The sequence below is a fragment of the Thermobacillus composti KWC4 genome (assembly GCF_000227705.2).
GTDB classification, from domain to species: domain Bacteria; phylum Bacillota; class Bacilli; order Paenibacillales; family Paenibacillaceae; genus Thermobacillus; species Thermobacillus xylanilyticus.
Genome location: NC_019897.1, coordinates 3609727 through 3627898, shown reverse-complemented (window position 1 = coordinate 3627898; position 18172 = coordinate 3609727). Strand labels below are relative to the sequence as shown.

Below are 18172 nucleotides of genomic sequence, written 5' to 3'. Positions count from 1 at the left end.
ATTATCCTTACATGGCAGGAGATCGGACGCGCGGTGCGAACATTACGAGGTGGTGAGGTGGTGCGGCGATGCGCAAAACGATACTGCTGGTCGACGACGAACAGGACATCGTGGACATGCTGAAACTATTTCTCGAGCCGGACTATGACGTTCTCGAAGCCTCTGACGGACAGGCCGCGATGGAGATGTTCGCCCGCGCGTCGATCGACCTGGCGGTGATCGACATCATGATGCCTTATGTGGACGGTTTCAAGCTCCTGCAATGGATACGGAAGTCTTCCACGATCCCCGTGATTGTCTTGTCGGCGAAAAATCAGGAAGCGGACAAAATTGCCGGACTTGGTCTCGGCGCGGACGATTTTATCTCCAAGCCGTTCAGTCCATTGGAAGTTGTGGCCCGAATCCAGGCGCATTTGCGGAGAACATATGAATTTAACGAAGCGGGTGCGGCGGGAACGGGGTCGAACGCGGTTGCCGCGGAAACAAGGCTTGGCGAGCTGGTCCTGGATCATGAAGCGTGCCTGTTGTACAAGCGGGGGGAGCCGATCGTGTTGAGCGCGATAGAATACAAGCTGCTGAAGCTGTTCATGAGCAAGCCGGGGCGCATTTATACGAAGAAACAAATATTCGAGCAGGTGTGGTCCGATTCGTATATCGCCGATGACAACACCATTATGGTGCAGATCAGCCGGCTCAGGGACAAGATCGAGGATTCGCCGCGGGAGCCCTTTTACATCCGTACGGTTCGCGGGCTCGGATACCGGTTCGCGAAGAAGGAAGAACTCAATGCGCCGTAAACCGAGAAAGCTGTCCGGGATGCTGCTCAGGAGCTATATCCTTTTTTCCCTGTCGCTTGGCGTAAGCTTCATCGTGTTGCTGCTGTTTTTCGTGGCGAGGACCAACGCGCGGATGCCCGCCGAAGATATGTCGCCGCTTCAGGCCCATGCCATCGCCCGTCCGGATCAGGCCGATATCCGGACCGATGCGATCGAGGCGGTGGATGGCTGGGTGGAAATTCTCGACGAGCAGCTGCGGATTCTGGAGGTCAGGGGGGAGAAGCGGGACGGTGCGGCGGCGGGCTATACGGAGCGGGAGCTGAACGCGCTGTTTCATGATACGGACGACAATCCGTTCTACGCGTCGATCGCGCCATTCCATACGAATGACGGAGAGCGCCGGTACGTCCTGGTCAGGCTGCCGAAACAGCATGTCCGGACGGATGTCGTGCTGAGCGAGATGACAGCGGCCAACTGGAACATCTTCTGGATCGCGCTGGCCGAGACGGGGGCGTTGTTCGTCCTGCTGTTCGGGCTCAACGTGTACGTGTACAGCCGCCTGACCGCGGTCAGATTGACCAACCCGCTCGGCGCGATTGCCGCGGGCATCCGCAGCATATCGGACGGGCGCTACCACGAGCGGCTTCGCGTCGAAGCGAATTACGAGCTTGCGCAAATCCAGGAGAGCTTCAACAAGATGGCGGAAAAGCTGGAGCAAGCCGAAGCGGACAACCGGCGGATGGCCGAGAGCAAGCAGCGGATGCTCGTTCATATTTCGCACGATTTGAGGACGCCGATCACGACGATCCGGGGTTACGCGGAGGCGCTTCAGCACGGGGTCATCAAGGATGAAGCCGCGCGGCAGCGGACGCTCAGCCTCATCCACGGCAAGACGAAGCTGGTCTCGGAACTGATCGACGACGTGTTCGAGCTGGCGAAGCTGGAGGTCCCCGACTATCCCGTCGCCAAGACGACATGCGATCTGGCGGAGTTCACGCGCGAAATGGCCGTCGACCATTACGATCTGTTCGAGGAGAAGGGGATGGTGTTCGAATGCGACATCCCGGCGGACGAACTGCCCGTGCCGATTCATGCGAAACTGCTGTACCGGGCGATCTCGAATCTGCTGGCGAACGCGCTGAAATACAACCAGCCGGGGACGCATGTACGGCTGTCGCTCATCGACGGTCCCGGCGAAGTGCGGCTTGAGGTCGCCGATAATGGCATCGGCATTCCCGCCGAATTGCGCGCCCGTGTGTTCGAAGCGTTCGTCCGCGGCGACGCCGCGCGCAAGAGCGACGGCGGATCGGGGCTCGGTTTGACCATCGCCAGGCATATCGCGGAGAAGCATGGCGGCAGACTCGAGCTCGACAGCGGCGGCCGTTGGACGCGGTTTGTGCTGACATTGCCGAAGGCGGGGGAGACGGCTGCGTCCATGGGCGGCATCAGCGCGGCGGAGCGGAGAAGGTAAGGGACTATTTTCGCCTGACGCTGTAATAGCGCAGCCCCGCCGGGATTCCCCGGACCTCCAGGACACCTGCATAGATAAGCTCTCGCAGCCGGTATTCAAAATAGGCGTCACCGATGTCCTGTTCGCAATGGCCGATGGCCGCCCCGACTATGCGTGCGGCTTTGACAAACCCGCCGGCATCGGCAGCGTTCGTCACCTGTTCCAGCATCTCCAGCAGGTACGGGTCAAAATGATCCGCCGGAACCTCCCGCACCGCGCCGTCCCGCCAGATGCGCAGCACGCCGCCCTGTTCCGCGATCGCCGTCCACTCTTCCGCAAGCCGCCGGATGTCGCCGGCGGACAGCCGGCTGCCGTGTTCCGCTTGCAGGAGCGCTTCCCGCAGCTTGTCCGGCACGATTTCACCGGATCGTCTGTAGGTTTCGGAATGATCGGGACGCTTGTCGAGCGTATCGCAGATCGCGCAGGCGTCGCATACGCGGATGGCGTTGGGCTTATGGCGGAGCAGATGCAGCGCGTACCGCATGCCCGTCTGCTCATATACGCTGCGGCTGGCCCAGACGATGATTTCCGCCTGCTCCGGAATTTGATCCAGTTTCCGGAGCAACGCGTCGTATTCTGCTTCGGAATCCGCGTCATCCTCAAGCGCGGCCGCGATGTTGTGCTTGAACCAGTCGCGCCGCGCCTGCCGGCCTTCCGGCGTGTCGAGGCCCCCGATCGGGCCGATGGCGTAATTGTCATTCAGCGTGACGATCTTGTGCGTATCTGCCCGGCCAAGCTCCCGCAGCGCCAGCTTCATGCTGCCTGCGAAGGATTCGCCCGTCACGATGTGGACATGGGTGCAGCCGGGATCCGGATCCCAGGAAAGCTTGCGATCATCGTACGTCATCAGCCGGTCGTACAGCTCCATCAGTCCGGCGGCGGCGCCTTCAGGGGACGCCGTCTGTTCTTTCAGCAGCCGGATCTGGTGCAGCACAAGCCGCAGGATCGACTTCGCGTTGTCGGGGCTCAGACTATCGACGGCTTTTTTGATGTCCATGATTTCGTTCATCCGCTCCAGCCTCCTCTTATAAAGGATCTTACCCGTTCGCATCCCCCCAAGACAAGACGAGAAGCCCTGCACATCCGTACAGGGCTTTGCTCGACGGCGACTGTTTATTGCTTCGCTCTCAGCGGCTTTAACGCCGCGCTCCAGGCGATCAGCTGATTCAGCATTTCGTTCACGGTCTGCCGGTGCCGCTCGGCCGGCTTGAAGACGGTCATGTTTTCGAAGTCGGTGAACAGGGACAGCGTCGGATGCGTCCGGACGTCCGCGATCATCAATTCGCCCAGTATGCCGCGCAGATGCTCCGCCGCGCGCGCGCCGCCGGTGGAGCCGTAGCTGACGATGCCTGCCGCCTTGTTGTTCCACGCCTCGCGGGCAAGGTCGAGCAGAAAATGGAAGGGCACATAAGCAAGATTTAAAATAGAATATATTTTACTATTAATTGGAATAAAAAAGAATATTATTACAATATTGAAGGTTCCAGGATAATAAAGTATAATGAGAACATATATTCTCATTGTGGGAGGCGGCCAATGAAAGTTATTCGTGATCCCGTCCATAACATAATATATTTTGATAAAGATGAGGAAGCTGTATTATTGGAATTAATAGATACGCAGGAGTTTCAGCGATTAAGGCATATTAAGCAGTTGGGGCTATCTCCGTTTACATATCCTGGAGCGGAACATACCCGGTTTGCGCATTCCATCGGCGTTACCCACTTGATGAAAAGATTTGTTAATAAGATTTGCAGTTTAAAGGAAGAGCGATTTCGGCAATATATCAACGAGTTGAACGATTATCGCAAGCAATTATTAGCAGCAGCGCTGCTTCACGATGTAGGTCACGGACCGTTTTCACACGCATTGGAGAAGACAACCGAAATAAACCACGAGCGATGGACGATTGAGATCATTCGTGGCGACACTGAGGTCAATAGCGTATTGCATAAGCACGGAATCAATCCTCATGAAGTTGCAGAGATTGTCCAGCGTACGCATACATCCAAGGCGGTTGTCAAATTGCTCTCCAGTCAACTCGATACAGACCGTGTTGATTATTTGCTGAGGGATTCCAAATTGACCGGGGCGGGCTATGGTTCCTTTGACCTCGAATGGTTGATCAACGTGTTGCGTATCGGCGAACATAACGGCGAGGTCGAAGTCGGACTGGATCGGAATAAAGGATTGAGTATCGCGGAAGACTTCGTAATGGCGCGCTATTATATGTATATTAATGTATATTTTCACAAAACAACACGGAGCGCCGAGCTTATTGTGGACAAAATATTTAAGAGGGCCATGGAATTATTTCACGACAAGCAGATCGATTTGCCCGATGATCTGATAGCCGTCCTTGAGTGCAATGGACAGACCGACAAAGCACTGGTCCATTATATCAATCTCACAGATCATACCGTTTGGCATTATTTCTATCAATGGAGCAAACATTCGGACCCGATACTGAGTGATCTGAGCAGCCGGTTGCTGAAGAGGGACTTTTTTAAAGAGGTTCCGATGAGCGAGATGTACGATATGGAAATGTGGACGAGAATTACGAATTACTTTAGCAACCAAGATTTGCTTAAGAATTATTACTTAGCGATAGACGATGCAAAAAGCAGTTCGTATAAGGACTCCTATATCCTTCAAAAACCCAAAACTGATGAAAAAGAAGAAGAACGTGAAGCCTCCGAATACATTTTGTTGTTTGATCATAAAGGAAATGGCACCGAGTTGTCGAAAGTTTCGGATATCATCAACAGTATCCGAAACAAACCGATATCGATTCGCCGATTATTCATGCCGAAACAATACATAGAAGAGATTTTTGGAGGGTGAAACTGATGTTCGAAGCAGCCAGCAGTGTGCTGAGCATCTTTTCCGTAGTTGAAAAAGTGTACGGACGAAAAAAAATCCAGAAGATGGTTCATCTGCTGGAGGCGGCAGGAACTCGGATGCCTTTCAAATACGAGTACCATTATTACGGACCATATTCCGCGGAGCTGCAGGCAGAACTGAATGATTTGGCGCAACAGGGCTTTCTTCGTGAGACGACACATGACGAGACCTACGTTTATGAGATTACAGATAAAGGACGGAAGTTCAAGGAGAAGCTGGACCAGTTCGGGATAACTGTTGCGATTGACAAAGAACTTGTGCAATCCATGGTGCAGCAAAGCTCGCAATTTCTTGAGATGGTAAGCACATATGCTTTTCTTATAAATGCTGGATATGAACCCGGCGAAGCAAAGAACAAGGCGATTGAATTGAAAAGCCATTTGAAGGATTTGGTGGACAAAGCAATTTCTTATTATAATGAACAGGTAGCTACTCGTTCCAAGTGATTCGATTAGATTTTTGGCCCGACCGCGTTAGGTCGGGTCTAGTTGTTTTAGTGAAAAAATTACAACAGATCTAGCATCCGATTACAATTGAAAAAGGATTAGAACATGAAATCGGAATGTGGATAACTCAAGACTGTGGATAACTCGTCATTGTCTCTGGAATCCCCGTTTCGATGCAGGTTTTGGAACGGGACTTCGAATCTTCTTGCATTCACACGGGAGTGCAAATCGCTTTTTTGGCAAACCCAAAGAAGCCTGTGATTTTACAGGTTCTCGTTTCGTCGTGTTCAGGAGATGCATTCATCCGTCATGCCATTTGCTGAATGGGCACGAATTGTTCAGCAAACGCGCGAAGCTTGTATTGTATGGTTTCGACGATGCCAGCGAGTGTCGGATTCGGCGCAAGCCGGATATGCTGGTATCGGCCGGAGCCGACCACATTGCCGGGCACCCGGATCACCGACCGGCGAATCGTTTGGACTTCGCACCGCTTGAGCGACTCCGGCATCAGCGTCTGCTTGAACCAGACCATCACGTTGTAGGCGATGGCTTTGATCCAGCTGAACAGCAGGTTCCGGAGCAGGGAATGCTGGCTGTTCTGTTCCACCGCATAACCTTCTTTCAATTCATCAATGCGATTCTCGATGTTGGCCCGCTTGTTGTACGAGCGAAGCAGCGGCAAAGGCTTGAGATCGGCATTCGTGACGATGGCTTGGAAGGAATAGGTCGTAAGTGCCATCGTCAATTGGTCATCGGTTGTACGCTCGGTTTCGTGGGCTTCCCGGTAGATGACGCAGCGCCGTGCTTTCTCCCAGTTGGTGAGGAGAATCGGGATGTCGGCAGCAGCCCAACGATCGTCTTCGGTCGCGAACGTGATGTCCTCTTGTTTTTCCGACAGCGTTTCCCAGAATGCCGGATGTTGCTCAAGGTAGGCAATCGCCTTCTTCACAGTGGCCTTCTTCGGCAGTTTGAAGATGTACTGCCACCCCCGTTCTTCAGCGTACGCCATGACAGCGTCATCGGCAAAACCGCAGTCGGCCCGGATGCCTTCGATGATCCATTCCGGCGGCAACATCGCCTCGATTTCTTTAACGAACGAGAGCAGATCCTTCATGCCGTTCGTGTTGCCGGGATTCACATGCAAGTGGATGAGCTCGCCGCTTCCGGCGATGAAGGCAACCCGGATTTTGTATGAGGGGCGTCCGTGGTAACGCGGATTGTAGCCGTTTGTTGCGCCTTCTTGTTCACCGAACAGCGTGATGACCGTATCGTCGATGTCGATCCAGACCAAGCGCTTTTCGCCCGTCCGCGCCTTGCGTGCCAGCAAATCCCGATTTAAGGCGACAAGCTGAATCAGATGGCTCCAGGAAAGCTTGCCCAAGAAGCCGCGGAAGGTGCTTTCGTCAGGAAAGCGGTCGACACCGGTCGCGATCTGGTAACCAGGGTCCGACTGCAGGGCATTCATATGCGAAAAACGCGTGTGGCCGAGCAGCGCGCAGTCCAGCAAATAATCGACAAGCTTAGAGGCTGGGTAGACACAGTTGGCTTTTTGCTCCAGATGGAAGTGATCTTCGATCAGGGCATCCAGACCGATGAGTTCCTTGAACCTGGCAAGGAACTGGAAGTTGCCGGCTTCCGTGACGGTGTTGTTGTCGAATGTGACCGGTCTCAACTTCTTCATGATATGCTTGATTCGGCGACGATCCGCAAGAATTTCAATTCGGCGTTCGCGGCGTGTTTTTTGTTCTGGCGCATGGTTGGTTGCTTGTGGTACCATGTTGCTAGGGACACTTCCTCTCGTTGGTTATTCGTGGTGGTTTAACCTTAGACAAGAGGCTTGCAGTGTCCTGTTTATTTTGCAAAAAAATTAGCATCTTTTTATGACGAAGAAACACTATCACGACACGGATCTTTCAACTTTTGATAAGGTTACTTTCCGATTTCATATTTAAGCCTGAATAAAGTGTCTTATATTGCCGGGGCTGAAAAGATTAACGGTTCATGGAAGGTTTATCTCAGACTTTACGACATATATGATTTTGAACACCAGAACTATACGACTTCCAATGGGGTTCCCAGTGCTTTTGTCACATGGGTGAATAACCATGCTGCTGATGCTCAAGAAGCTGGCGCCATTGTGCCTTATAGTATTACAATTTATATACAGGATTAAGATGAAGTGGGGACTTTATGTCCCCACTTCACCGTTTTTCAATTTTATGTACAATTTCCAATATGCATCAGGAGGGATTGGATGGCCGCCGGAACCGGCAAATCGCGATCGCGGCTGATCGTCTGGATTGGCGCGATCCTTGCAGCGATCTTGGCGCTGCTTGTCGTGATCACGGAAGTCAGCAAATCGCTGGAGAGGACACAGGCTGAAGTGTGGCGTTTGAACTGGGGATTCGATACGCCCGAGCCGGAGCAGCTTGAGCGGATTCTCGCATACCCCGGAAGGGACCATGCGCAGTATTCGATCGCCCGTTACAGCGAGGAAGCGGTCCGGGAGATGCTTGCCATGCCCGATTGGGTCAGCATCGAGTCCGCGGCCGGCTACGTATCCGCATTGATTGATGCCTTCATGACGGATCTGCAGCAATGGTACCCGGAAGACCGCGAGAAAATCGCGCAATTGTTCGTACAGCACCCGCCGGTTTTCGATGAACAGGATTATTACCTTGTCAAAAATGAATCGGACGGCGACCGTCTGATCGCCGTCCTGAATCCCGATCTCCGAACCCTTTATGTGCTGGAATCCTACCAATGATTCGGGTGCGTCACCGAATCTTGAGCTTCATTTGAGCCCGCTCGCCGTAATGGATGATGGTGTAATGGTTGCCGTCGCGCTTCACGCGCAGATTTTTGCCCGTCACGTTGAGCGGCTCGGGGGAGTAGATCTCGATCTCCTGCATCCCCTGCGCGTCAAGCTGCAGCTCCAGCGCGCCCTCCCGGACGGTGAACGCGACCGGGCCGTTGCTGCGGACGACATGGAGGCGCTCCGTTATCTTGGACGAGTCGACAAGATCGACCGCCGTCGGCCCGGGAATGCCGATGTAATGCCCGCCATTGCCCTCGTAATAGAACATGCCGGACGTGTCGACTTCGCGGTCCGCGTACGCCTCGCCGAGCTCCAGCTTCACGCCGAGCGTGCCGGCGTATTCCTTCACATTGGCGGGCACTTGCGAGCCGTCAGGCGTCAGATAAATCTGTCCGCCGTCCGCCTGCACTTTCACATCGGCATAGAACGTGTTCAGCAGCGACCGGGCGATCTGCTGCTCGGTCATGAAGGTGTATTTGTGCGTCTCCCGGACCCGGTTCATGGCGGAGATCATCTTGAGCAGCTTCTCGTACAGATCCGTTCCCGGCTTCATGCTGTGCTCGATATGCTCAAAATTGATGAGCGGAATGTCGAACTGCGCCAGGCTGTCCCATGCCATGCCGTAGTTGAGCGGGTGGGGCGCCGGCGAGAACAGCATGAACGGCTCGGACGGCGTATCGCCGCTGTCGTCGGGCAGCAGGAACGGAATGACGAACAGGAACTCCGCCCCATCCCGCGGCGCCGTGCTCACGTTCGGCGGATTGAACCCGAAGTTCCACCAGATCCCCGCCTCCCGCTGGTTGCGGAACGTCTGCAGCGCGTCCTTGTTGATTCGCCACGTATGATGGTTGACGCCCATGTCGTCGTCCCATTCCAGGCCGAGCGCGTGGAAGGCCGCCTTGTGCAGGGCGATCTCCTGCTTCTCCCGTTCGTCCGACATGTATTCATGCAGGTACATGTGCGGAATGAGCGGAAGATGCTTGCGCTGGATGTACCGGAGGTTCCCCCGCAGATCCTTCGGATAGGGGAACAGCGGACTGTCGATGGCGTAAGGGCTGCCGAATTCCAGATGTCCCGTGATCAGATCCTTCTTCCCGTCCCCGTTCCAGTCGACGACAACGGGCACCGCGTTGCGCCCCGGCTTGATCGTGTTCGTGCCGAAGAAATTGTATTCCTCGCCCGTAAGCGGCCCTTTGTTCGTCAGCGTGCCGTCTTCCCGGCCTTCCAGCAGCACGATCTCTCCGCTTTCGGTGCCGACCAGCAGGTCGGGGATGCCGTCGCTGTTCCAGTCGGTCGCGAACGGCGCGGCGTACCGTCCGACGTTCACCGGCTCGCCGTCCGCCCGGATCGGTTCGGCCGGGTGAAGCTCGAGCGAACCGGAGGCGGTCCCCCTGAACAGATGGAGGCTGCCTTCCGCGTCCCCGACGATGAGATCCGGGATGCCGTCGCCGTCCCAATCGGCGGCGGCGGGCGCGGCTGCTCCGGCGACGGACAGCGCCTGGCCGCCGGCGGTGAAGGTTCCCGCAAGCTTCAGCTTGTTTTTGCCGTTATTTCGGTACAGGACGACTTCGCCATTGCCGCTTCCGAGCACCAGATCGGGGTGACCGTCGCCGTCCCAGTCCACGACGAACGGCGCGGCGTCGCTGTCCGTCCGGACGCCTTTCAGCTTGACGGGCTTCTTGAAGACGAGGTCTGTTGCCTCGCCGTCATTTTCCGCGAAATAGACGTATCCGTCATGCGTGCCGATGATGAAGTCCGTCGCGCCGTCCCGGTTCCAGTCGACGGCTGTCGGGTAGGCCCGGCAACTGGTGTCGAGCTGCGACAGGAACGAGTTGTATCCCGGCACCCGGCCGAAATGGATGTTCGCCTTCTTGGTCGTCAGCGCCCGGCCGGCGGAGAAGAAGGAGTCGCTTTCCATATTGACGAACCGCGGCGCTTGGTCGGTGCCGATGTTCTCCAGATAGCGGAGCGATTCCATCCAGACGCCGCCGTTGTAGCTGCCGCGCACGACGGAGTAGGTCGGGACCTGGTCGTGTTTTTCCAGCAGCTCGGTGAATTTGATCATGTCCCGCAGCACGAACGAATACAGCGCCTCATAGTGCGCCTGCCAGGCCATCCCCGGTCTGCCGTACGGGCCGTAGGCTTTCTGCACGGAGAAGCCGTGGTGCTCCTTCGCGGCGAACTTGATCAGTTCCGTCCGGAACAGATAGTTGGCGCTGGCATAGCCGAAGTGGAAATATTTCTGTCCTTCTTCGGCCTGCAGATCGAAGCGGGTGATGAACTGCTCGTTCGGCAGGAAATTGTTGGCCCAGATGACGGTGCCGTCGCCCGCCTGATTGGCCGTGAGCAGCGCGAGGTCGCCCTTCTTCACCAGCGGCACGGCCTGATCCGTCACGGCGCCTTCTTCGAAATGAATATGAAACTTCGGATTCAACCCGTTGTAACGGCCGTAAATGTCGCTGAACGACTGCCACACCCGCTGAATCCCCTGCAGGTTGCGGCGCACTTCCGGATACGCGAAGTTCAGCTCGGTATCCTCGATGGGCGTCATGGCCGCGATGCCGGTGAATGCCGCAGGGAAGGCGTCCGCATATTCATGGGACAGGAACAGGATGCCGCCTTGCTCGACATAGGCGATGAGCCGGTCCCGGACTTCCGGCCAGGCGGGTTCGCCGGTCAGGTCCCGGTCCAGGTACACCAGATCATAGGAGTCATCGATGGCGGCCGCATCCAGCTGCCGAACCGTCAGCCGCGCGTTCGCCACCGTGGTTTGCCGCAGGTGATGGAGAATGCCGGCGGCGCTGATCCCCCCGGAGCCGTGCAGGAACAGGACATCGACATGGATTTCCGGGCCGGACGCTGCCGGCGCAGCCTCGGCTTCCTTCAGAAGCGAGGCGGGAAGAACGGGCGAGATGTCTCCCGAACCGCCGACGCATTGGGTGAGCAGGCCGAGCAGGACGATGGCCGGGAGAAGCTTTTTCCATAGCAACTTCAACGACAATCTCATCGGACAAGCCTCCGCTTGACGAATATTCCCAGAGTGGCGGCCAGAAACGGCAGCAGGGTGATGAGCAGCACATTGACGGCATGGAACGAATCGACCAGCGGAAGCCAGGCGTACGGCAGATGGAACAGGCCGTACATATAAATCGCGTCCAACGCCAGGTCATGCAGGGCGTAGACCGGATAGAGCAGCAGGCTGATGATCAGCAGGGACAGGGTGGACAGCACATTGCCCAGCGCTTTGCGATGAGGGGTGAGCAACAGGCCGATGACGAAAGAGCCCGGCACGATGACGGCGGGGAACCAGCCGATCATATGAAAGGTGTCCACGCCCGCCCTCCATAGGCCGTAGCCCGCGGCGGCGATGAGCAGCAGCAGGATCAGATGATAGAATACCAACCGCAGATTGTTCCGGATATAAAACACGATACCGACCACCCGAGATGCCACAGGAAGACGCTGGCATTTAATAATGACCCTGAATTTCGAAAGTGCGATCCTATGAAAACATAAAAAAGTGCCCAAATCTTTGGTAGAATGGTGTTTATCGAGAACACTACACCCAAAGAGAGGAGCACCTTTTAGGTGAAGTCTACCACACCCATCAGCAAAATCAAGACCGAATTTTCCCTACAGAACGCGACCAATTTCGGCGGCATCAAAATCTTCCTGGAATACCTCGAAAAAATCAAGTTTGCCGCTGCTTTACAAAGGCTGTCATGCATGAAAGCAAACAACTCGCTGTTCCCCGTCTACCGTATTCTGCTTTATCTCGTCGTCGGCTGGATGCTCGGCTGCGAACGCCTCTTCCATTTCCGCAAGCTACAGCAAGACTCGCTTCTAAAGCGGTTTCTCGGTGGACGCTGTCCGCACCATTCGCTGTTATACAAAGAGTTGTCGCGTCTTAGCAAATCGCACCCGAACTTGTTGACTGAGCTGCGGTCGCTCAATCAGGAAATCATTGGACCTTGTTTACCAGAGGCTCTCATTCTGGACCTTGACTCCACCGTTGAAACCGTATATGGCGATCAGGGCGGAGCGGCTAAAGGCACGAACCCGCATAAGCCCGGCCGTAAGAGTTATCATCCTTTGCTGGCCTTCGAAGGACAGTCTCGTCTATGTTTGAATGCCGTTCTACGTTCGGGCAATACGCACTCCTCCACGGATGCGTCAGCTTTTCTTCACCAAACCTTCGAACTGCTGAGGGAGCATCCGGTGAAGTACGCGAGGTTCGATAAGGGCTTCGGCGGTGAAGATTTCTACGGCCTGTGGGAAGGCAAAGGAATCGGTTACGTCGGAAAGTTGAAATGGACAAAGCGCCTTGCAGAACAAGTCGCAGCCTGCCGGTACTGGAAACGATTCGTCGATGAAGACTGGATCATCGAAGGGATTACGATCATCTACAAAGCGACATCTTGGGAGAAGGCGCGCCGCGTAGCGATTGTTCGCAAGGCACACATCGTCGATGAAGGCCAGACCCGCATGGTGTTCGATTCGGATTGGCAATACGAAGCGATCGTCACCAATCTCGAATGGGAGCCGCTTGATCTGTGGCGCTTCTACAACCAACGCTGTTGCATGGAGAACTATATCAAGGAAGCGAAGAACGGCTTCTCCATTGATAGAATTGCGACGAGCGAATTTGAGGCGAATGAACTCGACTTGTTGATCAAATTACTCGCCTACAATTTGTTCGAGCGATTCAAGCGAAGCTGCTGCGAACCGGTACATCAAGGTTACACAATCGCACGGTTCCGATTAGAGTTCTTCCATTGCGCAGCAACGATTATTCGGCATAGCCGCAACATCATTCTCAAGCTGGCGAAAGACTTTGCAAACCGGTATGCATGGCAACGAATAGAAGCCAGGATCGCACTTTTGGAATGAAAACCCCTAAATTTAACATGGAAGAAATCGCAGCCTCTTCATTGGGGAGGGGGAAAGTGTATCCACATAATGTTGACTTGAACCGAACGAACTGGGAAATCGCCACATTCTTACAGCTAGTTTGGCAGTTCCACTATATACAGCGTTTGATATTACGGGCTTTCGAAATTTAGGATGACGTATTATACCGCAGTATGGTTCAATTGCAAGTTGCTTCAGAAATTAATAAGATTTTCGGAACATCCCCGGCGCTTCCTGCTATGTGCTCCATAACGGCACGATCGACAGAAAGAAATGCCGGTACGATCGCGCAAGTCGGAAGGCGGCCGCCGCACGATTGCGGTCAAGGCGTGTGGCGGAAGATTGGTGAAAAAGAAAAAGACAGCGGCGGATCAGTCCCGCGCGCTGTCTTTGTTCATCAGCCGATCGTAGTTGAACCGCAGCAGTTCGACCGCATGGGCTGCCGCGGCGTCATCGGTGACATGCACAGACACCCAGTTCGATTCCGGATGGATATGGTGCGGGGACGCTTTCCCGCGTGCGATCGCTTCGTCCCGCACCGCCTTGGGTAGCAGGATGTCGACGAGGGAAAACCCGTGCGTATGGCCGATTTCTTTGCCGTTTACGAGAAATTCCGTGCCGCCGAACCGGTGCGGTCCCGTCGTCACGCCCGGCCATGCGCATACTTCGGCAAACCACGCCGGCGGTTTCGTTCGTTCCGTCATCCGCTTGTCACGCTCCTTTCACGCGCGGCCCCGGCGCCGAATCGAACCCGATAGACGATGAGCAGGACGATGTGCAGGGCGGCCAGCGCACCATAGATCAGATTGAAGGCTCCGGCGTTCAGTGCGAGTTCGGGCGCCAAGCCGGTTCTTCCCGCCTCGACGGCGACGCCGTACAAACTGGCCGATACCGCATTGGAGATAAAGTTCGTCATGGAGAACAAGCCCATGCCGACGCCCGCCTCCGGCTTCGGCAGCGTGCCCGACACGGAGTTGGTGATGGCGACCTGGATGAACGTCTGTCCGACGTTGCCGAACATCAGGACGAGCGGAATCGCCCAGACGGGCCATGTTCCCGCGAGGAGGCTCAGCAGCGTGAAGCACGCGATGAGCAGCCCGGCGGCGATGGCGTAGAGGGCGAAGTTCCCCTTGCGGTCCGCCAGCTTGCCGCCGCGTCTGCCGAGCACGGCCGCCGCGAATGCGGCGGGCACCAGGGCGAAGCCGATCCACTGGGATTCGAGATGGTACACGTCCGCCAGCAGCATCGGCGTCAGCAGGAACACGCCGTTCGAGGCCGCGGCGATCAGCGAGGTCATCATAAGACCGGTCCGATATTTCCGATTCCGGAACAGGTCCGGCCGCACGAACGGCTCCCGCACGCGCCGGATGTGAACGATGAACAGCGCCAGCGCGGCGGCGAACGCCGCGAACAGCCAGACGTTCCACCAGGTGAATGCGAGCAGCAGCGCCGCCGTCGCCGCAAGCAGCAGCCCGCCGCCGGGGGCGTCGAGCTTCCCTTGCGGGTTGCCGGCGGCGTCTCCCGCTCCCAGATATTTGCGGAACAGCGGCAAGAGCGCCAGCATCAGCAAGGACGGCACGAACAGCCACCGCCAGTTCGCGAAGCTGAGCAGCAGCGCCGAGACGACCGGGCCGAGCACGCCGCCGATCGCCAGCCCGACCGCGGTCATGCTGATCGCCGAACCTCTGCGTTCCGGCGCGAAATACCGGATCGGCAGAATCATGGCCATCGCCGGCACGACGGACGCGCCGGCCGCTTGCAGCAGCCGCCCCGCGAGCGCCGTCCAGAACGTCTGCGACAGCAGGCCGGTCAGGGAACCCGCCGTGAAGATGAACAGACCGATGGTGATGATCGGCCGCAGCGCGAACCGGTCCGCCAGCTTGCCGTAGACGACGGTGCCGAAACCGTAAAAGAGCGTATAGCCGGAAGACAGCCAGCTCGCCTGCGCCAGCGTGATCCCGAACTGCCGGCTGATCTCCGGCACGACAATGTTGAACGAGCTGGCGCTCATGAACGACAGTGCCGCCGTGACCATCATCAGCCGCATCAGCCGCATGCCGGTCCGTTCGAGTTGCTTATCATGCGCCGCCCGTTGGTCATGCATCGTCGTCCGCCTCTCCTTCTTCTCCCGCGTCATGGCGTCCGGCTTCGACCAGCGCCAGCGCGTTCGCTGACATGCGCTTGATGGTGCGCAGCATGAACGCGTACTCGTCCTCGGTGAGCCCCTCCTCGAGCGTCCGGGTCCACTTTCGGAGCTTGTCGTGGATCACATCGCGCATCTTCAGCCCTTCAGGGGTCAGCGTCACCACGTATGCCCGGGCGTCGTTCTGGTCGCGCGCCCTGCGCACAAGCCCGAGCTTCTCCAGCCGGCTGATCGCCCGCGCCGTCGCGGCCTTGTTGATGTACAGGTTCCGGGACAGCGTCTCCTGGGAGACGCCGTCTTCCTCGTCCAGATTCACGAGATAAATATACTCCGACGAGCGGATGCCGTACGGCTTCAGTTCCCGGTTCAGGTACATCTGGAATTGGCGATGGAGTACCGAGATCCATTTCCCGATGCTTTCTTTGTGATGGTCGTTCATGGTGCGCCGCCTCCGTGCACTGGAATGGTTGATAAGTCAACTATAATGGAAGAATGGTTGACTTGTCAACGGTTAGATCGGAAATGCCAAGCCCAATTCAAGGTTGCACGTCGCCGGCGGAAACGGCATGATGTTCCAAAACCACTTCATGAAGACGTGCGGGGAGTGAAGGGATGCGTCGCATAGACATTCGCCGCGCAACGCAAGTCGTTGCCGTGCTGCACTTGTTGATGGCGTTGTACCTGCTGATTGCCGTTCTGTTCCGGAATATTTTTTATCCGAAGCTGCACACGCCGGACGTTCTGACCATCGGGGAGAAGATTGTGCTTTATACCTGTGTTCCGCAAGTGGTTTTGTATGCAACGACAGGCATCTTGCTGCTGGTTGGAAAAAGGGGCGGGTGGTATTTTCCCCAAAAATGAATTCATTTTTCAGGAAGCTTGATCATCCGCTTTCTTTGTCACGTCCAATCCTCCTTGCGGCAGGGATTTATTTATCATAACCGTTTTTATCGTTCGCTGACAAAGGGCATGGTCAAAGGATGGCGTATTGGCCTGTTCGGCTATTTACAGACCGACGGTCGGTCTTTTAAAATGGATATCAAATGCGCGCAAACGGGAGGTTGGAGAATGGCACCGTTGATCATGCTGGTCGGATCGCTGCTGCTTTTCCGCTTGACGGGTTATGTGGGATGGGCGTACTTTGACGACTGGACCACATCGCTGCGTTTCGCGGTCGCCTTGATGTTCCTGCTTACGGCGTCCGCCCATTGGGGAAAGCGCCGGCCCGACTTGATCCGCATGGTACCGCCGGCCTTTCCGAAGCCGGAGCTGCTCGTCACGCTTACCGGCTGGCTCGAAATCATCGGCGCGGTCGGGATTGTGATTCCCGCCGTGTCTCCGTATGCCGCCGTCGGCCTGGTGCTGCTTCTTGCGGCCATGTTTCCGGCGAATGTCCATGCGGCGCGCAGACGCCTGACGCTGGCCGGGAAGCCGGCAACCCCTCTTCTACCGCGAACCTTGCTGCAGCTCGTATTTTTGGCAGCCGTTCTGCTTGCGGGATTTATGAAGTGATGCACGACGGCCGATATCCTATAATGAAGAAGAAGCTTGGCGGCATGACCGACAGCACATACGACGGAAGACAGAGAGGTGCCGGATGAAGAAAAACATTTCGCTCCTGTTGTTGGCGGTGTTCTTGCTCCAGACTGCCGTGGTTGCGGCGGCGGAACCGGAAGACGCGGGGTATGATGCATCGAAGCTGTTTTATTTGGCCGATGAAAGCACGGGTTACCAGGTATATTTTCCGCATTATGTCAAGAGCGGTTCCGCCGTACTGGCGATCAACGGCGAGGCGTTCGAAATTGAAACGAATTACTTCGACTATCCGGACGGCGACGGCGATGTGCTCCTGTTCGAGGTGATCACGTCGGACCCGGATGCCCGCTACCTGGATATCCTGATCAGCGACGAATCCGGGCAGTGGTACGCGGCCGAATGGAAAGGGCTGGAGCTCAGCGGCGGAAAGGCGAGCGTCTCGGTAAGCCGCAGCATCTGGGAAATGAATTTTCAGGAAGAGATGCTGCGTATCGATATCTACTCGTACGATGAGGCCGGAGACTTGCTGTGGCATTTCCTTGATCTGTACATCATGTTTACGGATCAGGAGGAAGCGGAACCGGGTGCGCAAGAACCTGCGGCAGAAGACAGAGAGGTCATGGCCTTGCCGCAGACGGCCAACGTGACGGTGGACGGCAAGACGGTCGCTTTCCATGCCTATGCGATCAATGGCAACCTCTACTTGAAGCTGCGCGATCTTGCCATGGTGCTGAGCGGAACCGACAAGCCGTTCGAGGTCAAGTGGGACGGCGCGCGGAACGCCATCAGTCTGATTTCCGGCGAATCCTACACACCCGTCGGCGGGGAGCTCGCCAGATCGGAAAACCGGATGGCCGTAACCGCGACACCGAACCGTTCGAAGATCTATGTGGACGGCCGGGAGATGCAGTTTACGGCGTACACGATCGGGGGCAACAACTATTTCAAGCTCCGCGACATCGCGAGGACGTTCAACATCGGCGTGACCTGGGACGCGGCGGCCAAGATGGTCGGCCTGGATACGCAGCAGGACTACCAAGATTGACCGGATGATAAAAGGCGCCTGGAATGCAGGTGTCTTTCTTTTTTCATCACCGATAACCTCGCGCCATCATAAAGTGTTCTCGG

At 56.2% G+C, this 18172-nt stretch carries 16 protein-coding genes and 1 pseudogene; 9 read left to right on the top strand and 8 right to left on the bottom strand.

All coding sequences use genetic code 11. From position 1 onward, the window contains the following. Nucleotides 1-68: 68 nt before the first annotated feature. Nucleotides 69-797 (top strand): response regulator transcription factor, encoded by a 729-nt coding sequence (locus THECO_RS16540; RefSeq protein WP_015256176.1) that lies wholly within the window; start codon nucleotides 69-71, stop codon nucleotides 795-797. Beyond that, the gene (locus THECO_RS16535; RefSeq protein WP_015256175.1) at nucleotides 787-2247 is read left to right on the top strand and encodes a sensor histidine kinase; all 1461 of its coding nucleotides are present in this window, start codon (nucleotides 787-789) and stop codon (nucleotides 2245-2247) included. The genes THECO_RS16540 and THECO_RS16535 overlap by 11 nt, the downstream gene beginning before the upstream one ends. Nucleotides 2248-2251: 4 nt before the next feature. Here THECO_RS16535 and THECO_RS16530 read toward each other — a convergent pair whose 3' ends face one another. After that, complete coding sequence (locus THECO_RS16530) at nucleotides 2252-3295, bottom strand: DUF1835 domain-containing protein (RefSeq protein ID WP_015256174.1); 1044 nt, start codon at nucleotides 3293-3295, stop codon at nucleotides 2252-2254. Nucleotides 3296-3399: 104 nt separating this feature from the next. After that, nucleotides 3400-3675 (bottom strand): annotated as a pseudogene (locus tag THECO_RS16525) (NADPH-dependent FMN reductase); the annotation flags it as partial. 147 nt (nucleotides 3676-3822) lie between these two features. On the opposite strand from THECO_RS16525, the gene THECO_RS16520 reads away from it, so the two are divergent. Next, entirely contained in the window at nucleotides 3823-5130 is a 1308-nt protein-coding gene (locus THECO_RS16520; RefSeq protein WP_015256173.1) for an HD domain-containing protein, read from the top strand. Nucleotides 5131-5135: 5 nt separating this feature from the next. After that, nucleotides 5136-5636: a YwgA family protein gene (locus tag THECO_RS16515; protein ID WP_015256172.1), complete on the top strand. Its 501-nt coding sequence runs from the start codon at nucleotides 5136-5138 to the stop codon at nucleotides 5634-5636. 307 nt (nucleotides 5637-5943) lie between these two features. Here the strand turns inward: THECO_RS16515 and THECO_RS16510 are convergent, their stop codons facing one another. Next, nucleotides 5944-7413: an IS1380 family transposase gene (locus THECO_RS16510; RefSeq protein WP_015256171.1), complete on the bottom strand. Its 1470-nt coding sequence runs from the start codon at nucleotides 7411-7413 to the stop codon at nucleotides 5944-5946. A gap of 477 nt (nucleotides 7414-7890) precedes the next feature. On the opposite strand from THECO_RS16510, the gene THECO_RS16505 reads away from it, so the two are divergent. Further along, a complete protein-coding gene (locus THECO_RS16505; RefSeq protein ID WP_041853967.1) occupies nucleotides 7891-8403 on the top strand; it encodes a hypothetical protein in 513 nt (170 codons plus the stop codon). Between the two features lie 10 nt (nucleotides 8404-8413). On the opposite strand, the gene THECO_RS16500 is transcribed toward THECO_RS16505, so the two are convergent. Together THECO_RS16500 and THECO_RS16495 are read right to left on the bottom strand one after the other, a co-directional pair. Then, a complete protein-coding gene (locus THECO_RS16500; RefSeq protein WP_015256170.1) occupies nucleotides 8414-11461 on the bottom strand; it encodes an FG-GAP repeat domain-containing protein in 3048 nt (1015 codons plus the stop codon). Next, the gene (locus tag THECO_RS16495) at nucleotides 11458-11883 is read right to left on the bottom strand and encodes a hypothetical protein (protein WP_015256169.1); all 426 of its coding nucleotides are present in this window, start codon (nucleotides 11881-11883) and stop codon (nucleotides 11458-11460) included. Before THECO_RS16495 ends, THECO_RS16500 begins: the two co-directional genes overlap by 4 nt. Nucleotides 11884-12042: 159 nt before the next feature. Between THECO_RS16495 and THECO_RS16490 the strand changes: the two genes are divergently transcribed. Beyond that, entirely contained in the window at nucleotides 12043-13344 is a 1302-nt protein-coding gene (locus THECO_RS16490; RefSeq protein WP_015254245.1) for an IS1380 family transposase, read from the top strand. 392 nt (nucleotides 13345-13736) lie between these two features. Here THECO_RS16490 and THECO_RS16485 read toward each other — a convergent pair whose 3' ends face one another. From THECO_RS16485 to THECO_RS16475, 3 genes are read right to left on the bottom strand one after another with little or no spacing between them, the layout of a single operon-like run. After that, nucleotides 13737-14069, bottom strand: coding sequence for a luciferase domain-containing protein (locus THECO_RS16485; RefSeq protein ID WP_015256168.1), 333 nt, complete (start codon nucleotides 14067-14069; stop codon nucleotides 13737-13739). Further along, complete coding sequence (locus THECO_RS16480; RefSeq protein WP_015256167.1) at nucleotides 14066-15469, bottom strand: MFS transporter; 1404 nt, start codon at nucleotides 15467-15469, stop codon at nucleotides 14066-14068. The genes THECO_RS16485 and THECO_RS16480 overlap by 4 nt, the downstream gene beginning before the upstream one ends. After that, complete coding sequence (locus THECO_RS16475; RefSeq protein WP_015256166.1) at nucleotides 15462-15947, bottom strand: MarR family winged helix-turn-helix transcriptional regulator; 486 nt, start codon at nucleotides 15945-15947, stop codon at nucleotides 15462-15464. Before THECO_RS16475 ends, THECO_RS16480 begins: the two co-directional genes overlap by 8 nt. A 173-nt stretch (nucleotides 15948-16120) precedes the next feature. Here THECO_RS16475 and THECO_RS16470 point away from each other — a divergent pair, with 173 nt between their 5' ends. The 3 genes from THECO_RS16470 (at nucleotide 16121) to THECO_RS20725 (ending at nucleotide 18089) form a co-directional block, all read left to right on the top strand. Continuing rightward, complete coding sequence (locus tag THECO_RS16470) at nucleotides 16121-16369, top strand: hypothetical protein (RefSeq protein WP_015256165.1); 249 nt, start codon at nucleotides 16121-16123, stop codon at nucleotides 16367-16369. Nucleotides 16370-16576: 207 nt separating this feature from the next. Further along, nucleotides 16577-17020 carry a DoxX family protein gene (locus THECO_RS16465; RefSeq protein WP_015256164.1) on the top strand — a complete coding sequence of 148 codons (444 nt, stop codon included), beginning with the start codon at nucleotides 16577-16579 and terminating at the stop codon, nucleotides 17018-17020. Nucleotides 17021-17105: 85 nt separating this feature from the next. Beyond that, nucleotides 17106-18089, top strand: coding sequence for a stalk domain-containing protein (locus THECO_RS20725; protein WP_015256163.1), 984 nt, complete (start codon nucleotides 17106-17108; stop codon nucleotides 18087-18089). Nucleotides 18090-18172 lie beyond the last annotated feature (83 nt).

Bases quoted from the DNA above. Each gene is read 5' to 3' on its own strand.
- THECO_RS16540 (WP_015256176.1), top strand. From the start codon at position 69: ATGCGCAAAACGATACTGCTGGTCGACGACGAACAGGACATCGTGGAC.
- THECO_RS16535 (WP_015256175.1), top strand. From the start codon at position 787: ATGCGCCGTAAACCGAGAAAGCTGTCCGGGATGCTGCTCAGGAGCTAT.
- THECO_RS16530 (WP_015256174.1), bottom strand. From the start codon at position 3,295: ATGAACGAAATCATGGACATCAAAAAAGCCGTCGATAGTCTGAGCCCC.
- THECO_RS16520 (WP_015256173.1), top strand. From the start codon at position 3,823: ATGAAAGTTATTCGTGATCCCGTCCATAACATAATATATTTTGATAAA.
- THECO_RS16515 (WP_015256172.1), top strand. From the start codon at position 5,136: ATGTTCGAAGCAGCCAGCAGTGTGCTGAGCATCTTTTCCGTAGTTGAA.
- THECO_RS16510 (WP_015256171.1), bottom strand. From the start codon at position 7,413: ATGGTACCACAAGCAACCAACCATGCGCCAGAACAAAAAACACGCCGC.
- THECO_RS16505 (WP_041853967.1), top strand. From the start codon at position 7,891: ATGGCCGCCGGAACCGGCAAATCGCGATCGCGGCTGATCGTCTGGATT.
- THECO_RS16500 (WP_015256170.1), bottom strand. From the start codon at position 11,461: ATGAGATTGTCGTTGAAGTTGCTATGGAAAAAGCTTCTCCCGGCCATC.
- THECO_RS16485 (WP_015256168.1), bottom strand. From the start codon at position 14,069: ATGACGGAACGAACGAAACCGCCGGCGTGGTTTGCCGAAGTATGCGCA.
- THECO_RS16480 (WP_015256167.1), bottom strand. From the start codon at position 15,469: ATGCATGACCAACGGGCGGCGCATGATAAGCAACTCGAACGGACCGGC.
- THECO_RS16475 (WP_015256166.1), bottom strand. From the start codon at position 15,947: ATGAACGACCATCACAAAGAAAGCATCGGGAAATGGATCTCGGTACTC.
- THECO_RS16470 (WP_015256165.1), top strand. From the start codon at position 16,121: ATGCGTCGCATAGACATTCGCCGCGCAACGCAAGTCGTTGCCGTGCTG.
- THECO_RS16465 (WP_015256164.1), top strand. From the start codon at position 16,577: ATGGCACCGTTGATCATGCTGGTCGGATCGCTGCTGCTTTTCCGCTTG.
- THECO_RS20725 (WP_015256163.1), top strand. From the start codon at position 17,106: ATGAAGAAAAACATTTCGCTCCTGTTGTTGGCGGTGTTCTTGCTCCAG.